Here is a 16,781-nt window from a genome sequence, read left to right as displayed (position 1 = left end):
GGACACGGTGCCGCTCATCGCCAGCACCCACCCCAGGACCAGGAGCTGCACGAAAAATTCTATTCGACCTGGCACATGCCGGACAATCCGAGCCTGAGCTGCTGCAACAGCGCCGACTGCTATCCGACCGAGATCAAGTACGTCGACGGCAAGATATTTGCACGACGCAGGGAGGACGGGAGGTACATCCTCGTCCCGCCGCAAAAAGTGGAGCGACACAGGGACAATCCGGACGGCCGAAACCATCTTTGCGCTCCACCGCCCGCATTGTCTCCGTTGGACAGCGTCTACTGCTTCGCCTTGGGAGGTGCCACATGAGATTCGCCTTCGTGCTGGTGAACGACCGGATCCCGTTCCGGCGGATCGGGTGCATGCAGTGCTCCGAGCCGGTCAGCGACAGCTATCTCCGCGAGATCGCGACCGGTCTGCGTTATTGCGACCATCAGTGCTACGCGTTGTTCTGCGAGGTCCTGGCGAAAGATCGCGTGAGGGCGGCTTCATGAAATTCGTGCTGGTCAATCACGAGCCCCCGTTGTGCGCGGCCACGTGCAGCACATGTTCGCGGTCGATCCGGTCCGGCTATGTCCGGCATGTGCGGACACAGCAGCGCTACTGTGACTACGATTGCTATCGGCGCGGCGAATTCACGACGTTCTTGATGCAATGGCCGCTGCCCGGGCGCACAGAGCCGGCCGCCGGAAACGTCGAGGCCGCTGCCCGAAGCATGATCGAGACGTTGGCGGTCCTGAGTGCCATCTCGTGCTGGAGTTGCACGATACAGACCTGGACCTTCGCGAGAGCCTTGACCGGCGCATACCTGGACGGCCGCGACCTGATCACGACGGAAGGAGGTGATACCTAGCCGCGCGACCGCACTCGCGTGGAAGCCGCAGCAACGCAGCCTTGCGAGCGCCGTGTCCAGCCCCGGCGGCGCCGACTAGGGAGCGGTTGCTGCGGCCGCCACGGGCGCGGTTGCGCCGGCCTGCTGCGTCACCACGCGCTGATCGCTCTTGCTGGCGACCACGCCGCCATCCTCGAGCCGGGCGCGGTACACCAGCACGTTCTCCATCACGCGCTGGACGTAGTTGCGCGTCTCCGACAGCGGGATGCGTTCGACCCAGTCGACCGGATCGACATTGGGATCCCTGGGATCGCCCCGCGCCTGCACCCATTCGCGCACCCGGCCGCGGCCGGCATTGTAGCCGGCGAACGTCATGATCTGGTTGCCGCGATATTCCGACAACAGCGCGCTGAGCTCGGCCGCGCCCATCTGCGTGTTGTAGACGGGGTCGGAGACCATCCGGTCCCAGTCATAGGTCAGGCCGAAGCGCTTTGCGGTGTCGCGCCCCGCTTCCGGCGTCACCTGCATCAGGCCGACCGCGTTGGCGGGCGACTTGTCGCGCTGGTCGAACGAGCTTTCGGTGCGCGCCACCGAATAGATCACGCTGGTCTCGATCGCGGGCGCGACCTGCTTGTGCTCGGGGATGCCGATGGTCGGGAAGGCGTAGTGGTCGAGCGCGAGCCCGCGCGCCAGCGCCGACTTGCCCACCTCCAGCATCACCCGTGCGTCGTTGCGCCGGCCGGCGAGCTCGCCGAGCGCTTCGAGCGCCGCGACGTCGGTGCTCTCCTTGGCGAAATCCTCGGCGTAGTAGAACACCATGTCGCGCTCGCCGATGCCGTAGAGCATGTCGACGGCGCGCACGCGCTCGTCGGCGGGCGGCGTGTCGGCGGAGGCCAGCACGGGCGAGGGCGCCCGCAGCTCGATGCGGTCGATGCCGAGCTTGGCACGCGCGAGCTGGCCGTAATAGGCGGTCGGATAGCGTGCCGCGGCCTCGTAGCTCATGCGCGCGTCGGCGGTTGCGCCCATGGCCTCGGCAGCACGGCCGCGCCAGTAATGCGCGCGCGACAGCGCGATCGGATTGACCGAGCCCTCGTCGATGGCGGCGAAGTGCACCATCGCGGTCCTGGGATCGTCGAGATAGCGCAGCGCGATCCAGCCGCACATGAAGTGATAGTCGATGCGGTAGACTTCCTTCTCGGGCACCGCCGCGGAGCGCACCACGTCGTAGGCCGTCTTGAATTTGCCCTGGTCGAGCAGCTTGCGCGCCAGCAGGCGCCGCTCGCGCCACCAGGCATCCGTGTCTTGCGCCGCCATCATGCCGGGCGCGGCGGCGAGGATCACCTCGGCCGCGTCGTCGATCCGGTCCTTCTGGAGGTGCCACTGCGCGCGGCACAGCACATAGCCGAGATCGGCGCGCGCATCGGCCGGCACGTCGTCGAGATAGTCCTTGGCCTTGTTGGCCTTGCCCGTGACGGCGGCGCAGGCCTTGACGATCGCGAGCGCGTCCTCGCCGAGCCGTTTTGCCGCGCGGCGCGCAGCGCCATAGTCTTTGGCACCGAGGCGCTTGTCCATGCGCGCGCGGTGATCCTCGGCGGCGAGGAGATCGCGGAACGCCTCGTAGGAATCCTCCTCGCTGCGTTCGGACAACTCCTCACTGCGCCAGGCCTCACGCACCAGACGAGCGGCCCGGTCGGCATCGCCTTCGCTGAGCAGCACGCGGGCCAGCGCAAACTTGCCCTTGGCGCTGGTCGGCCGGTCCATCGTGAATTTGTGCACGGTCGCCGCGTCGCTCTTCTCCTGCCACAGCCGCGCTTCGGCGCGGCGGCGCAGCAGCGCGCTGCTCGGCCAGTCCGGATTGGCGGCGAGGAAGCCGGCGTAGCGCCTGAAAGGTGCGGTGCTCTCGGAATGACGCAGCATGAACCAGTCGGCGAGCTTTTGTCCGGCGGGATCCGCGATGCGGTCGCGCGCGGCGGTCGCATCGTCGCTCTTGCCCTTGCGGGCGAGGTCGATCGCGTCCTTCAGCGCGGCGAGATCGCCGGTCAGCGGCGGCGGAGCCGGCTTGTCCGCGGGTTCGTCATCCTGCTTCTTCGATTTGCGCTTGGCCTCGGCATGCTTGCCGTGCCGCGATTTGGCCGCGGCGTGGCGCTGCTTGCCGGCTTTCGCCTCATGCGTCTTCTTCGGCGCGGATGATTTGTGACTGCTCTTCGCCGCCAGTTCAGTGGGAAAGAAGGCCATCGCGGCCACGGCAACGACACACGCGAGCGAGCGTAGGCACTGGTTCATTGGATGGTCCCCCTGCGAAACCACTACAAACCAAGGTCCGCGACGACATGCGGCTTGAGAATCAACGACGACACCAAAACGATGTCACGACATCGTCTCGCATTCCTCACGCTCACGCAACAATGCGGCAAAATACGGATGCAGACGGGAACTTCCGAAACGGCGGAAAAGGCAGTATCTTTAATCTTTGTTAACGAATAAGGCTCGCGCGACGGTTGCGGCTGCTGGCGGCGCCATGAAGAGCCGGATTGCGCGTGTTCCCGCCGCCAAATCCGGTATATTGGGTTCCATCCGTCCTCTCAGCACTTTGTCCCAATCGCTCATGCCGCTTTTCAACCAGTCGATCCGGCGCAAGATCGTCGGCATCGCCCTCGGATTGATCGTCCTGATGCTGGTCACCTCGATCCTGTCGATGGTGATGTCGAGCCAGGTCGGCGTCCTCCTGGACGAGCTGACCAACCGCTACATCCCCGCCTATGGCGATCTGGCGCGCGCCAATATCCGCTCGCTGGAGCGGTCGGTGGCGCTGCGCCGCATGGTCATGATGAAGATGCAGGAGGCTCCGGACGAGGAGGCCTACGCGGCGCGGCTGAAGGAGTTCGAGGAAGCCGACCGCAGGATCGAGCAGGAGACCTCGGACGCGCGCAGCCACATCAACGCGATCATCGACGATACCAGGACGCCCTCGGACAATGCCGCGCTGGCGCGGATCGACGCCCACATCGAAACCGCTGTCTCCGAACTGCGTCGTGGCATGAACGAGGAGCATGCAAGGCTCCTCAAGCAAATCGATGCCAAGCAGATGCCGGAGGCGCGCGGCACGCTGGAGCGTCTCGACGTCCTGCGCGACCAGTTCAATCAGAGGATCGACGGCATTCGTGGCGACATGCTCAAGCAGGTCTTTGCCTCAACGTCGACGGTGATCGGCCGGCAGCATCAGGCGATCATCATCTCGGGCATCGTGACCTTGCTCGCAGCGATCGTCGGCTTTGTCTTCGCGATGCTGGTCTCGAGCGGCATCACGCGGCCGGTGCGCCTGCTGCTCGCCGGCACCCGCGAGGTCGAGGCCGGGCGCTTCGACAAGCCCATCACGGTCTCGACAAAGGACGAGATCGGCGAGCTCGCTGCCGCCTTCAACCGCATGGTCGAGCAGCTCCGCCACAACGAGCGCATCCGCGAGACCTTCGGCCGCTACATCGACCCCAAGGTGGTGCAGGGGCTGATCGACCGGCCGGAGGTCGCCATCGACGGCCAGCGCCGGGTCATGACCATCATGTTCTGCGACATGAGCGGCTTCACCTCGATGAGCGAGGGCATGACCCCGCGCGGCCTCGTCAAGGTGATGAACCACTATTTCACCGTGATGTCCGGTCCGATCAGGAGCAATCGCGGCGTCATCGACAAATATATCGGCGATGCCGTGATGGCCTATTGGGGCCCGCCCTTCATCGACGAGGACGAGCCCGCGCTGCTCGCGGGCCTTGCCGCCATCGACATGGCCGAGCAGGTGCCGGCGCTCCAACGGCAATTGCCTGACCTGCTCGGCATCCGCGCCATGCCCGCGCCGTGCGATCTGCGGATCGGCATCGCCACCGGCGAGGTCCTGACCGGCAGCATCGGCTCCGAGCTGATGATGAGCTTCACCGTGATGGGCGACGCGGTGAACCTCGCCTCGCGGCTCGAGGCCGTCAACAAGACGTACGGTACCCGCATCCTGATCGCGCAGGCGACCGCAGAGGCGATCGGCACGCAGCTCGAGCTGCGCGAGATCGACCGTCTCGCGGTCGTGGGCCAGACCATCCCGCAACCGATCTTCGAGGTGATGGCACGCTCCGGCGCGCTCACCGGCGCGCAAGCGAGCCTGCGCGCGCATTATGCCGAAGGCCTTGCCGCCTACCGTGCCTGCCGTTTCGACGAGGCGCGTGCCGCCCTCAACGCGGCGCTCGAAGCCGTCCCCGGCGACGGTCCCTCGCGCACGCTGCTCGGTCGCATCGCACAGTTCGAGACCGATCCGCCCGACGAGGGATGGGACGGCGCCTGGCGTTTGGAGCAGAAATAGCGGCGCGCCGGAATAATTGATTCTACTTCATAACGATGTTCGCCGTGACCTATTTCCCGGGCTTAGGTTTGCTGTCCCTAAGGCGTTTGATGGGGACACGCCGATGACAGAACTTCAGGACAGGCTGGAACGGTTCGAGACGCTCACCGCCGAATGCGAGCTCATCACCAAGCTCGCCACCGACAGCGCCAAGCGCGAGTTCTATCTGAAACTCTCGGAACAGTATCGCCAGCTGGCGCTGGACACGCGGCGGGCGATCGCGACCAGGGCCGCGGCCTGACGTGGGGCGGCAATCCGTTCTTAAGGTTTGGCACGCATCCTTGCCGGATGTGAGCGTCGCGGTTCGCGATGGCTCGCAGCGGGAATGCCGGGAGCCGTTGCGATACAGCGTTCCCTGATGACGTCCTTTGCCGATCGCTCCTGGGGCAATCGCATGCGCCTTCTTGCGGTGATCATCTTCGCGCTGATGACGGCGGCCTGCAATCAGGAGCAGGACATCACCGGCTCGACGCCGGCGTGCCCGATGCGGACCTACAGCTCCTTCAATCCCCGCGACATGAACCAGTGCGTTGCCGCCTGCAAGGCGTGCGACCACGGCAACACCGTGACCTGCACCACTTCCTGCACCCTCAAGGGCGCGCACTGAGCCGCGGGCCGGGGGCGGCTCGCCGAGGGCCGACGGTGCCCAGCCACCGGAACGATTCACATGGGTTAATCATTGAAGGGGCGGGCAGGACGCGGAGTCCTATGGAATGGGTATGCTCGATCCCGGTCGGTTCCTGGTGTCGTGCTCGCACTGTGACGCCTGGCCGATGGCGGCGAACCTGAAACGTTCGAGTTGGTCGGCGACCCCGCACGAGGTCCGTTTCGTGTGTCCGCGCTGCCGCAGCGAGGAGACCGCCATCGTCTCCGCGTCCGGCGAACTGACCCCGATCAAGCGCATCGAAGTTCCGCCACGCGACGTGACCGCCGCCTGGGCCCTGGCCCAGCGCCCGCGGGGGCGGGGCTGAGCGGCTAGCCGCGTCCCGTGCGCGGCTTCAACCATTGCATGATCACGCCGCATGGCGACTGGCGGCTGCGTGGCAGCCTGTGCCTCGCGCTCGCGTCTCTTGCGAAAGCGAGGGCCTGCTGGAGCGATCGCCGCTGCTCGGGCGCACGTGCCATCCACTCGCGTATGACGGCGCGCCGTATCCTCGACTTCAACATGGGAGAGGTCTCCACGAGATGGATCAGGGAGAGCGGATCGGGGAGCGGCAGGATCAAGCCGCGCGGCTGCTCCGGTCTCGCCATGATCGGCAGCGTGCCTATGCCGCCTTTTGCATCGGATAGGCTTGCGATCGTCGCGCGAGCAGGGCACTGCCGCACGGATGTTCGGCGCCCTGCAGGACGACGAAGCCACGCTTCGCCACCGCGGCGCGAAGGTTGTCCTTCGCTTGCGCTTTCTGCGCGTCGAGCCAGATCACCAGCACGGCACGGGGCCCGAGGAAGCCGTCGAGCCAATCCATCGCCGCATCGAGCGCGCTGAGCGGGCGTCGTCGCCAATCCACGAGAGCTGCGTCGTACTGGGCGGCCGGGAGGCCGCAATTGCCGGCCGAGGCAGCCAGAAAATATCCGCGCCTTTGCAGATCCATCATCAATTCCATGCTCTTCGCGCCGACCACGACAATGCGCTGCCGGGGTGAGCAGCCTGCGAGCGCGATCATCGGTTCAATGATCCTGTCGCTGACCTCTGAGGTAGACATGAGTTCACCGGTTCGGTTGTTGTTGTTGCCAGGCAGGGCAGGCCGAAGCTTGCGGGATGGATCGTGGCGGCTCGCCACGCCACGCGCGGTTCGCATTCCCTGCGATGCGTCACGCGGACAGGCGTGACCGGCTCGATATGTTGCTGGTCGCGATATGATTTCGAGATGAGCGCGGTCCCGATTGTATAGGTTCCGCATAGGACCGGTGCGGCCACTATGCCGCCCCTACAAACCGGCGCTCCGATCCTCATCGAATTCAGATTTGCCCGGCGTCATGTTCTGACGTGGAGCTGCAATTCTTTTTCGGAGATCAGGATGCCGGCATATCGCGCATTTGTGGTGGGACGCCACAGCGTACCGATCGGGGTGGTTCAAATGGACTGCACCGACGATGAATCGGCGATCTCTCGCGCCGCCAAACTCGTTGACAGCCACGATGTGGAGCTCTGGCAACTTGATCGGCCGGTCGCGAGATTCGAAGCGCAGTCCGGACACATGCACAGGAAATAGTCCTGGTTCGCTCGGGACGGTGATCTTGTCGTATCGAGACGTGTTGCCCGACGGGCAAAACACCTGCGAGGCTGTCAATCGATCTTTGTAGAATTATTCCACTTTACCGAAATTCGGATTTAAGCCGGCGAGGCCGGAAAGGTGTCTGCGAGGCCGCAGGATGGGTAGAGCGGAGCGAAACCCATCATGCTTCGGTGCCGACGAGAGTCGATGGGTTTCGCTGCGCTCTACCTCAGATGCTGTACCCCGTCATGGCGAGCGCAGCGAAGCGATCCAGCATCGTAGGGTGGAGCGGTGGTGGGCACGGCACTTTGCGCCTTTGCCCGCTCCACGGCACTAACGGTGAGGGATCGACCCAAATGTGGATACGCGGTCATTGCGCCGAAGCCGGGCGCGCTGCTCGTGTCATAAAATCTCAAGTTGTGGATTGTCATTTTCGCTACGGTATCAAGGTAAGCCAACCCGTGTCTTCCCGGTAACGATTGTGCTGTTCACGCAACACTCACGGCGGATTTAACTCTCGTCACTGCCGGTTCGCATCAGCGCCGCTTTTTGGCCACACCTGAACATGAATAAAATCGCTCTAAAGTTTGAGAGACAGCGGCGGTCCGAACAAGGCGACGGGAAATCCAAGGGTCGATTCGAATCTTGGTCGATTCAAATCTTGGCTCTGATTTTTCGGGTCTGAAAGGGTTAGCCGGGGAAACTGGTTTGCAATGGACGCGAAGGCCAACATCAAGCAGAGGCTGCCGAGCCGTCACGTGACGGAAGGCCCTGCGCGCGCGCCGCACCGGTCCTACTTCTACGCCATGGGTCTGACCACCGAGCAGATCCACCAGCCTTTCGTCGGCGTCGCCTCCTGCTGGAACGAGGCCGCTCCCTGCAACATCGCCCTGATGCGCCAGGCCCAGGCGGTGAAGAAGGGCGTCGCGTCGGGCGGCGGCACGCCCCGCGAATTCTGCACCATCACCGTCACCGACGGCATCGCCATGGGCCATGACGGCATGCGCTCCTCGCTGCCGTCGCGCGAATGCATCGCCGACTCGGTCGAACTGACCGTGCGCGGCCATGCCTATGACGCCCTCGTCGGTCTCGCCGGCTGCGACAAGTCGCTGCCGGGCATGATGATGGCGATGGTCCGTCTCAACGTGCCCTCGATCTTCATCTACGGCGGCTCGATCCTGCCCGGCAATTTCCGCGGGCAGCAGGTCACCGTGCAGGACATGTTCGAGGCGGTCGGCAAGCACTCGGTCGGCGCCATGTCGGACGAGGACCTCGACGAGATCGAGCGCGTGGCGTGCCCCTCGGCGGGCGCCTGCGGCGCGCAGTTCACCGCCAACACCATGGCGACCGTCTCGGAAGCTATTGGCCTCGCGCTGCCTTACTCGGCCGGTGCCCCGGCGCCCTACGAGATCCGCGACGCCTTCTGCATGACCGCAGGCGAGAAGGTGATGGACCTGATCGCCGAGAACCTCCGGCCGCGCGACATCGTCACCCGCAAGGCGCTGGAGAATGCCGCTGCCGTGGTCGCAGCCTCCGGCGGCTCGACCAATGCTGCACTGCACCTGCCGGCGATCGCGCACGAGGCCGGCATTAAGTTTGACTTATTCGACGTCGCCGAAATCTTCAAAAAGACACCTTATGTCGCGGATTTGAAGCCGGGTGGTCGTTATGTCGCCAAAGACATGTTTGAAGTAGGTGGCATACCGCTTCTGATGAAGACGCTGCTCGACAACGGATTTCTCCACGGCGACTGCATTACGGTCACCGGTCGAACGATCGCCGAAAACCTCAAAAGCGTGAAATGGAATCCGCACCAGGACGTGGTGCACCCGGCAGACAAGCCCATCACCGTGACAGGCGGTGTGGTCGGTCTGAAGGGGAATTTGGCGCCAGAAGGTGCGATCGTGAAAGTCGCGGGAATGTCTAACCTCAAGTTTACCGGTCCGGCCAGGTGCTTCGACCGTGAGGAGGATGCTTTCGAGGCGGTCCAGAAGCGCACCTATCGCGAAGGCGAAGTCATCGTGATCCGCTACGAGGGGCCCAAGGGCGGTCCCGGCATGCGGGAAATGCTCCAGACCACCGCGGCGCTGACCGGCCAGGGCATGGGCGGCAAGATCGCGCTCATCACCGACGGCCGCTTCTCCGGCGCCACCCGCGGCTTCTGCATCGGCCATGTCGGCCCGGAGGCGGCGGTCGGCGGCCCGATCGGGCTGCTCGAGGACGGCGACATCATCGAGATCGATGCGGACGTCGGTACCCTTAACGTAAAATTGAGTGACGCTGAGCTCACTCAGCGCAAGACCAAATGGAGCGCTCGCGCGACTAACCACACGTCGGGTGCGCTCTGGAAGTATGCTCAGCAGGTTGGACCAGCAGTCGGAGGGGCAGTAACCCATCCGGGCGGCGCGCACGAGAAACAGTGCTATGCGGACATCTAGGCGTGCCATTGTTGCGTTTGTGTTGGGGGCCGGTGCGCTGGCCGCGCCCGCGCTCGCCTTTGATGGCGCGCCGGTCAACAAGGACGCCACCATCCCGGTCGTGACCACCTTGCCGGGTGCCGCGCCCGCCGTGCGCAGCAAGGTGCCGGCGCCGGTGACCGCGCCTCAGGAGACCAGCCTCAGCGCACTGCAATATGCCGCCGAGGGCGGTCATCCCATCGCGCAGTGGAAGCTCGGCCGCATGTACGCCAATGGCGACGGCGTGGCCCAGGACGATGTCCGCGCCTTCGAATATTTCAGCCGGATCGCCAATGCGCATGCCGAGGACAGCCCGTCGGCGCCGCAGGCGCAGGTCGTGGCCAATGCCTTCGTCGCGCTCGGCCGCTACTATCTGAGCGGCATCCCGAACTCCAAGGTCAAGCCGGACCAGGACCGGGCGCGTGAGATGTTCTCCTACGCGGCCTCCTATTTCGGCAATGCGGATGCCCAGTACGATCTCGCCCGGCTCTACCTGAAGACGCCGGACGCTTCGCGCGAGGATTTCCGCTACGGCGCGCGCTGGCTCGGCCTTGCCGCCCAGAAGGGCCAGCACGAGGCCCAGGCGCTGCTCGGCCAGATGCTGTTCAACGGCGACCGCCTGCCGCGGCAGGCTGCGCGCGGCCTGATGTGGCTGACCCTGGCGCGTGACAGCGCAGGCGCCGATGAGACCTGGATCAAGGAAAGCTACAACCGCGCCTTCGCCAAGGCCTCCGACGACGATCGCGCCATGTGCCTGCAAATGCTGGAACAGTGGGTGCAGGGCCGCCGCGAGTAGGGCAGCGACCTCGGTGCCGTAGGGTGGGCAAAGCCCAGCGTGCCCACCAACCCTGCGAACGTTACGCCGCCTCTAGATCCAGATCCGCCCACACCGGCACGTGATCCGACGGCTTCTCCCAGCCGCGCACATAGCTGTCGATGCCGACATTGGCGAGCTTGTCGCTGGCCTGCGGCGACAGCAAGAGATGGTCGATGCGCAGGCCCTGGTTCTTCTGCCAAGCGCCGGCCTGGTAATCCCAGAACGTGTAGAGCCCACCCTCGTCGGTCACCGCCCGCAGGGCATCGGTCAGGCCGAGGCTGAGCAGGGACTGAAAACTCTCGCGCGTCTCGGCCTTGAACAGGGCGTCCTCGGTCCAGGCCGCGGGATTGTGGACGTCGCGGGCATGCGGAATCACGTTAAAGTCGCCTGCGAGGATCAGCGGCTCCTCGGTCTTGAGGCGCTCCTTCGAATACTCAAGAAGCCGCGACATCCATTTGAGCTTGTAGGGATATTTCTCGGTCCCGACCGGATTGCCGTTGGGCAGATAGAGGCAGGCGATGCGCAGGACCCCACGCTTGAGCGTCACCACGCCCTCGAGGAAGCGGGCATGGACGTCCTCGTCGTCGCCGGCGAGGCCCGATTTGGTCTCGTCGAAGCGGAGTTTTGAGAGCAGGGCGACGCCGTTGAACGTCTTCTGCCCGTGCGTGACCACGTTGTAGCCCAGCGCCTCGATCTCCAGCCGCGGGAAAGCCTCGTCGACACACTTGATTTCCTGGAGGCAGACGATGTCCGGCTGGCACTCCTTCAGCCAGGTCAGCAGCAGGTCGATCCGCTGCCGGACCGAGTTCACGTTCCAGGTGGCAACTCTGATGGGCATGTCGGTGGGGCTCCGGACCAAGGGCCATGGTTAGAACAAACTGCAAACACGCCCGTCAAGGACGCCGCAGAATCTCCCACAAAATTAACCCGGCTTAAGCAGGCCGCAGGCCATTGATACGGAAAAGGTTCCGCGGATGGGATGGCCGGATAAATCGTTGGGACAGACTGAGCCGCGCGACGGCCTGATCGGCGCGTTCCTGTACTGGCTCGGCGGCTTCGAGATCGAGGACGGCCTGACCGCCGGCCTCAGCGAGCGCGAGCTGCGCCGGATCCGCGCCAAGCAGATCGACGCGGTGATGCGGGCCATCCCGGTGACGATGGCCGTCACCATGCTCAATGTCGCCATCGTGCTCATCCTGTTCTGGGGCAGGGGCTGGAACGATTTCCTCGCGATCTGGGGCATGACCCTTGCCGTCACCGCCTCGCTCGCCGTACGCGCCTGGCGCCGCTCGCACCAGAGCCCACCGCAGGAGGCCTCGCCCCGCGCCGCGCGTCAGATGCTGCGGCAGGCGTTTTTCCTCGCCGCGATCTGGGGCACGCTGCCGCTGGCACTGTTCAGTCGCATCGAGCCGACCAGCCAGCTCATCCTGGCTTGTCTGATGGTGGGCATGATGTCGGGCGGCGCCTTCACGCTGTCGACCTTCCCGCGCGCCGGCCTCGTCTATCTCGCCACCATGACGGTCGCCTGCGTCGGAGCGCTATTGCTGTGCGGAAGCGGGCCATACCCGGTGACCGCGGTGTTTCTGCTGCTGTTCGCGTTCTTCATGGCGCGCAACATCGTCTCGCAGGGCAACCTGTTCCTCGGCAACCTCAAGGCCCGGCTCGAGCTCGAGCGCCAGACCGAGATCATCTCGCTGCTGCTGAAAGACTTCCAGGAGAACGCCAGCGACTGGCTGTGGCAGACCGACGCCGAGGGGCATCTCGTCGACGTGCCCCAGCGCTTCGCCGACGTCGCGCAGCTGCCGCTTCCGCTGCTCAAGGGATCGCAATTCGCCGACGTGCTCGACATGCTCTGTCCCGAGGACAAGAGCGCCGTCTACAACATCGTCGGCCTGATGGAACATGCCGAGCCGCTGCACGAGATGAACCTCAAGGTCGTCGCCGGCGGCGAGGCGCGGCTGTGGTCGCTGACGGCGAAACCGGCCTATGACCGCGACGGGCAATTCTTGGGCTATCGCGGCTTCGGCCGCGACGTCACAGAGCGCTGGCGCGCCGAAAAGGCCGAGGCCGCGAGCCGCGCGAAGTCGGATTTCCTCGCAGTCATGAGCCACGAGATTCGCACGCCCATGAACGGCGTGCTCGGCCTCGCCAGCATGCTGCTGGAGACGAAGCTCGATCCGGAGCAGCGCGAGGCGGTCACCACGATCCGCGAGTCCGGCGACAATCTCCAGCGCATCCTCAACGACATCCTCGACCTCTCCAAGCTCGAGGCGGGCCGCTTCCAGTTCGAGGCGATCGACTTCGCGCCGCAGGCATTGGTCGAGACGGTCGCGACCGTCGCGCGCGCCAGCGCCAAGAGCAAGGGGCTCACGGTCAAGGTCGAGCTCGATCCGAACCTGCCGCCGACATTGCGCGGCGACGTCGCGCGCATCCGCCAGGTGCTGCTCAACCTTGCCTCCAACGCCGTGAAGTTCACCGATCAAGGTGAGGTGACGATCGCTGCGACCTGCCAGGCGCGCCGCGACCTGCTCGCCACCGTCGAATGGACCGTGACCGACAGCGGCATCGGCATCGCACCCGAGAAGGTCGGGCAGCTGTTCAGCGACTTCGCGCAGGCCGATGCCTCGATCAGCCGCCGCTTCGGCGGTACTGGACTTGGCCTTGCGATCTCCCGCCGCATCATCGAGCAGATGGGCGGCACCATCGGCGTCACCTCGATGCCGGGCGAGGGCTCGACCTTCCGTTTCACGCTGGTGCTGCCCTGGAGCCAGGCGCAGGCATCCGACCAGGCGGCCGGCGCCGACGAGGCCGACGCGCTCAAGGCGCGCATCGCCGGGCTCGACCGGCCGCTCAAGGTGCTGGTCGCCGAGGACGATGCGGTCAACCGCATGGTCGTGAGCAAGATGCTGGGTGCCTTCGATGTCGAGCTGAAGGTCGTGACCGACGGTGTCCAGGTCGTCGCGGCGGCCGCAGAGGGCGATTACGATGTCGTGCTGATGGACGTGCGGATGCCCGACATGGACGGCCTTGCCGCGACGCGCGCGATCCGTGCGCAAGGCGGTCGCTTCGACGCCTTGCCCATCGTCGCGCTGACCGCCAATGCCTTCCCCGAGGACGTCAAGATCTGCCGCGAGGCGGGGATGTCGGACTTTCTGGCAAAGCCCTTGCGCAAGCCCACCCTGGTCGCGGCCTTGCTGCGTTCGCTAGACGGTTACGCGATGTCGGAGGACGCGCCGCTTCAGCCGGAGCTGATGCCGGTTGAGGTGGAGTGGACGGACGAGGAAAGGCAGATGACGGGCGCGTAGAGCTTTCCATAGACCCGCGCGGCGACCGCCTTCAGGCGCTCGACCGAGCCGGACTCTGGATGCCGCTTGACCGGGGCGAACAGGATCGAAGCCTGCCCCTTCGATGCCGGCCCTTTCGATCAATCCCGGGAACGGCCTGATGAGCCACAAGGCGACATGGCTGTAATAGGAAGGAGGCCGCCAACTGAGGCGGCATTGCACCCGAAATTATCCTAACATGACACGAGATCACGAAGCCATTGAACGAGTTCGATCCGATGGTCGGTGGAAGGCCCTTGCGATTGGTCCAGACAGAGAGCTTAAAATTGCCTTCCTGATCCGCGGGGATGATTGGCGTCCTCTGAGAGCACCTTGGTGGCATGGCAAGGATGTCTCGATTATTGGCGCCGACCTCAACGGCAACTTCATCCTTCGCCATTGCGACGGCTCAGTCCGACTGTGGGATCATTCAAAGCAAACCGACGAAGTTATTGCATCAGGCGTCGTGTAATTCTGCAGTCGCCTCGGAACGCAACTAGGACAGCACAAAAATCAACCTAGTGCCGGGGCGCAAATGCAGCAGCGCAAAAATGGCTATTCTCACAATAGAGCTCGATGCCGGCAGTTGGAAAACTGCTTATGATTTTCGATCAGCCCTCAAGGCAGCAATAGGGGCACCGGAATGGCATGGTGATATAGCGGCTGCTTTCCTAGATTCAATTTTCGGGGGCGGCATGAATGTCCTCAAGCCTCCTTACGTCATCAAGGTCGTGAAGACGGTGCACCTTGCGCCACCGCGATCTTTCGTCAGCGATGGAGGACACGCGAATGCGTCGGCTTGCCCGTACAGGTGAGGACGTTGCGGCTAGTCTTGAAATCGCGAGTTAGGATACTCGCGACCCCTGACTGGTCCGCTATCGACAATCCCCGACATTACCGACCGAAACCTGGGGAGCAAGGTCGAACGCCCCAACTTTGGGGATCTCGCGACGATGACATCCTACCCCTGTTTTGCCCGACGGGTCAAATTAATTTCGTAAAATCAGAAGCGCATCGTGCCGGCTTCCCGGCTACTGTGCATGGGGTTGTTTTTCAGATTTTGAGTCGGACTAGATCGAGAAGCTGGTCCCGCAGCCGCAGGACGCCGTCGCGTTCGGATTGTTGACGCGGAACGAGGCGCCGATCAGGTCGTCGACGAAATCGACCTGCGAGCCCGCCAGGAACGGCTGCGAGGCGGAATCGACCAGCACCACCGCATTGTCCTGCTCGATCACGAGATCGTCGTCGGTGCGGTCGCGGTCGATGTCGAACTTGTACTGGAAGCCGGAGCAGCCGCCGCCCTCGACGGAGATGCGCAGCATCGCACCTGTGCCTTCGCCCTTGAGGATTTCCCCAATCCGGCGTGCGGCGCGGTCACTGATGGTCACGTCAGTCGTCATGGCTCGTCTCCGATAGTCCCGCAGTCATACCAAATTCACTTGGCAGGTTCACTTGCCCAATTCAGTTGGTATCCCGCGCCCGTCATAGTTAAGTGCAAGGATACGCAGAATCAAATGGATAGGGACTAAATTCGTCGTGTCCGTCGGAATGGCAGCCCCCCGCGCGCCCTATGCCTGCGACCCCGATCGCAGCCGTGGCCGGCTTGTCGCCGAGCCGCCGAGCCGGACCCGCAGCCCGTTCCGGCGGGATTGCGACCGGGTGATCCATTCCACCGCCTTCCGGCGCCTGAAGTACAAGACCCAGGTGTTCGTGTTCCACGAGGGCGACCATTACCGCACCCGGCTCACCCATTCGCTGGAGGTGGCGCAGATCGCCCGGGCGCTGGCCCGGCAGCTTGGGCTGGACGAGGACCTCACGGAAACCCTGGCGCTCGCCCACGATCTCGGCCATCCGCCTTTCGGCCATGCAGGCGAGCGGGCCCTGGATGCCTGCCTGAAGCAGTTCGGCGGCTTCGACCACAATGCCCAGACGCTTCGCGTCGTCGCCGCGCTGGAGCACCGCTATCCTGAATTCGACGGCCTGAACCTGACTTGGGAGTCGCTTGAGGGCATCGTCAAGCACAACGGCCCCTTGACCGATCGCAGCGGCGCGCCGGTCGGGCGCTATCGCGAGCACGGCGTCCCCGTCGGCATCGCCAACTACATCAAGAAGTACGACCTCGAACTGTGGAGCTTCGCCTCGCTCGAAGCCCAGGTCGCCGCCATCGCAGATGACATCGCCTACGACGCCCACGACATCGACGACGGGTTGCGGGCCGGCCTGTTCCATCTCGACGATCTCAAGGTGATGCCGCTCACCGCGGAGATCATCGCCGAGACCTCCGCGCATTACCCTGACCTCGAAGACGTCCGGCGCGGAGCCGAGCTGGTGCGCGAGCTGATCTCGCACCTGATCGGCGCGGTGTTCGCGGAGGCGCAGAAGAACCTCAATGCCGTGAAGCCGCAATCGGCCCAGGACGTGCGCCAGCAGAGCAGGGCGCTGATCGCGTTCCCGGCCGAGGTCGCCGAGGAAGAAGCCGCCATCAAGGCCTTTCTCTACCAGCACATGTACCGCCACAAGCGGGTGATGCGGGTCATGGGGGAGGCCGAGCAGATCCTGTTCGACCTGTTCGCCAAATACCTGACATCGCCGGCCGAGCTGCCGCCGGAATGGCTCACGGGGGCGGAGGCGGACAATGAGGGCGACCGGGCCCGGCGGATCGGCAATTTCATTGCCGGAATGACCGACCGTTTCGCCCTGACCGAGCACCAGCGGCTTTTTGACTCGACCCCGGATTTGCGTTAGGC

At 64.5% G+C, this 16,781-nt stretch carries 15 protein-coding genes; 11 read left to right on the top strand and 4 right to left on the bottom strand.

The genetic code is table 11. From position 1 onward, the window contains the following. Nucleotides 1-314: 314 nt before the first annotated feature. Together WN72_RS26230 and WN72_RS26225 are read left to right on the top strand one after the other, a co-directional pair. Complete coding sequence (locus tag WN72_RS26230; RefSeq protein WP_092214119.1) at nucleotides 315-503, top strand: hypothetical protein; 189 nt, start codon at nucleotides 315-317, stop codon at nucleotides 501-503. Beyond that, the gene (locus WN72_RS26225; protein WP_051377871.1) at nucleotides 500-862 is read left to right on the top strand and encodes a hypothetical protein; all 363 of its coding nucleotides are present in this window, start codon (nucleotides 500-502) and stop codon (nucleotides 860-862) included. Before WN72_RS26230 ends, WN72_RS26225 begins: the two co-directional genes overlap by 4 nt. Before the next feature lie 75 nt (nucleotides 863-937). Here the strand turns inward: WN72_RS26225 and WN72_RS26220 are convergent, their stop codons facing one another. Then, the gene (locus tag WN72_RS26220; RefSeq protein WP_092214121.1) at nucleotides 938-3,124 is read right to left on the bottom strand and encodes a lytic transglycosylase domain-containing protein; all 2,187 of its coding nucleotides are present in this window, start codon (nucleotides 3,122-3,124) and stop codon (nucleotides 938-940) included. 322 nt (nucleotides 3,125-3,446) lie between these two features. Between WN72_RS26220 and WN72_RS26215 the strand changes: the two genes are divergently transcribed. The 4 genes from WN72_RS26215 to WN72_RS26200 all read left to right on the top strand — a co-directional run bounded on the left by WN72_RS26215 (nucleotide 3,447) and on the right by WN72_RS26200 (nucleotide 6,193). Continuing rightward, nucleotides 3,447-5,183, top strand: a complete 1,737-nt coding sequence (locus WN72_RS26215; protein WP_167380701.1) for an adenylate/guanylate cyclase domain-containing protein — start codon at nucleotides 3,447-3,449, stop codon at nucleotides 5,181-5,183. A gap of 103 nt (nucleotides 5,184-5,286) precedes the next feature. Beyond that, nucleotides 5,287-5,463, top strand: a complete 177-nt coding sequence (locus WN72_RS26210) for a hypothetical protein (protein WP_167336499.1) — start codon at nucleotides 5,287-5,289, stop codon at nucleotides 5,461-5,463. Between the two features lie 153 nt (nucleotides 5,464-5,616). Next, the gene (locus tag WN72_RS26205) at nucleotides 5,617-5,829 is read left to right on the top strand and encodes a hypothetical protein (RefSeq protein ID WP_027559349.1); all 213 of its coding nucleotides are present in this window, start codon (nucleotides 5,617-5,619) and stop codon (nucleotides 5,827-5,829) included. Between the two features lie 106 nt (nucleotides 5,830-5,935). After that, nucleotides 5,936-6,193, top strand: coding sequence for a hypothetical protein (locus tag WN72_RS26200; protein ID WP_084334326.1), 258 nt, complete (start codon nucleotides 5,936-5,938; stop codon nucleotides 6,191-6,193). Between the two features lie 294 nt (nucleotides 6,194-6,487). Here WN72_RS26200 and WN72_RS26195 read toward each other — a convergent pair whose 3' ends face one another. Then, a complete protein-coding gene (locus WN72_RS26195; RefSeq protein ID WP_027559346.1) occupies nucleotides 6,488-6,886 on the bottom strand; it encodes a hypothetical protein in 399 nt (132 codons plus the stop codon). Nucleotides 6,887-7,240: 354 nt separating this feature from the next. On the opposite strand from WN72_RS26195, the gene WN72_RS26190 reads away from it, so the two are divergent. The 3 genes from WN72_RS26190 to WN72_RS26180 all read left to right on the top strand — a co-directional run bounded on the left by WN72_RS26190 (nucleotide 7,241) and on the right by WN72_RS26180 (nucleotide 10,690). Beyond that, nucleotides 7,241-7,435: a hypothetical protein gene (locus tag WN72_RS26190; RefSeq protein ID WP_027559345.1), complete on the top strand. Its 195-nt coding sequence runs from the start codon at nucleotides 7,241-7,243 to the stop codon at nucleotides 7,433-7,435. A 716-nt stretch (nucleotides 7,436-8,151) separates the two neighbouring features. Further along, a complete protein-coding gene (gene ilvD / locus WN72_RS26185) occupies nucleotides 8,152-9,876 on the top strand; it encodes a dihydroxy-acid dehydratase (RefSeq protein WP_092214126.1) in 1,725 nt (574 codons plus the stop codon). Beyond that, the gene (locus tag WN72_RS26180; protein ID WP_027559343.1) at nucleotides 9,863-10,690 is read left to right on the top strand and encodes a tetratricopeptide repeat protein; all 828 of its coding nucleotides are present in this window, start codon (nucleotides 9,863-9,865) and stop codon (nucleotides 10,688-10,690) included. Before ilvD ends, WN72_RS26180 begins: the two co-directional genes overlap by 14 nt. 61 nt (nucleotides 10,691-10,751) lie before the next feature. On the opposite strand, the gene xth is transcribed toward WN72_RS26180, so the two are convergent. Then, a complete protein-coding gene (gene xth, locus WN72_RS26175; RefSeq protein ID WP_035729702.1) occupies nucleotides 10,752-11,549 on the bottom strand; it encodes an exodeoxyribonuclease III in 798 nt (265 codons plus the stop codon). Between the two features lie 136 nt (nucleotides 11,550-11,685). Here xth and WN72_RS26170 point away from each other — a divergent pair, with 136 nt between their 5' ends. Next, nucleotides 11,686-14,016, top strand: a complete 2,331-nt coding sequence (locus WN72_RS26170) for a hybrid sensor histidine kinase/response regulator (protein ID WP_092214127.1) — start codon at nucleotides 11,686-11,688, stop codon at nucleotides 14,014-14,016. 1,088 nt (nucleotides 14,017-15,104) lie between these two features. Here the strand turns inward: WN72_RS26170 and erpA are convergent. Next, nucleotides 15,105-15,434 carry an iron-sulfur cluster insertion protein ErpA gene (erpA, locus tag WN72_RS26165; RefSeq protein ID WP_092214129.1) on the bottom strand — a complete coding sequence of 110 codons (330 nt, stop codon included), beginning with the start codon at nucleotides 15,432-15,434 and terminating at the stop codon, nucleotides 15,105-15,107. 136 nt (nucleotides 15,435-15,570) lie between these two features. Between erpA and WN72_RS26160 the strand changes: the two genes are divergently transcribed. Beyond that, a complete protein-coding gene (locus tag WN72_RS26160) occupies nucleotides 15,571-16,779 on the top strand; it encodes a deoxyguanosinetriphosphate triphosphohydrolase (protein ID WP_092214130.1) in 1,209 nt (402 codons plus the stop codon). Nucleotides 16,780-16,781: the final 2 nt, after the last annotated feature.

The organism is Bradyrhizobium arachidis (assembly GCF_015291705.1).
GTDB classification, from domain to species: domain Bacteria; phylum Pseudomonadota; class Alphaproteobacteria; order Rhizobiales; family Xanthobacteraceae; genus Bradyrhizobium; species Bradyrhizobium arachidis.
Note: the sequence above shows the minus strand (reverse complement) of the source record. Positions and strands in the feature narration are given on the sequence as shown.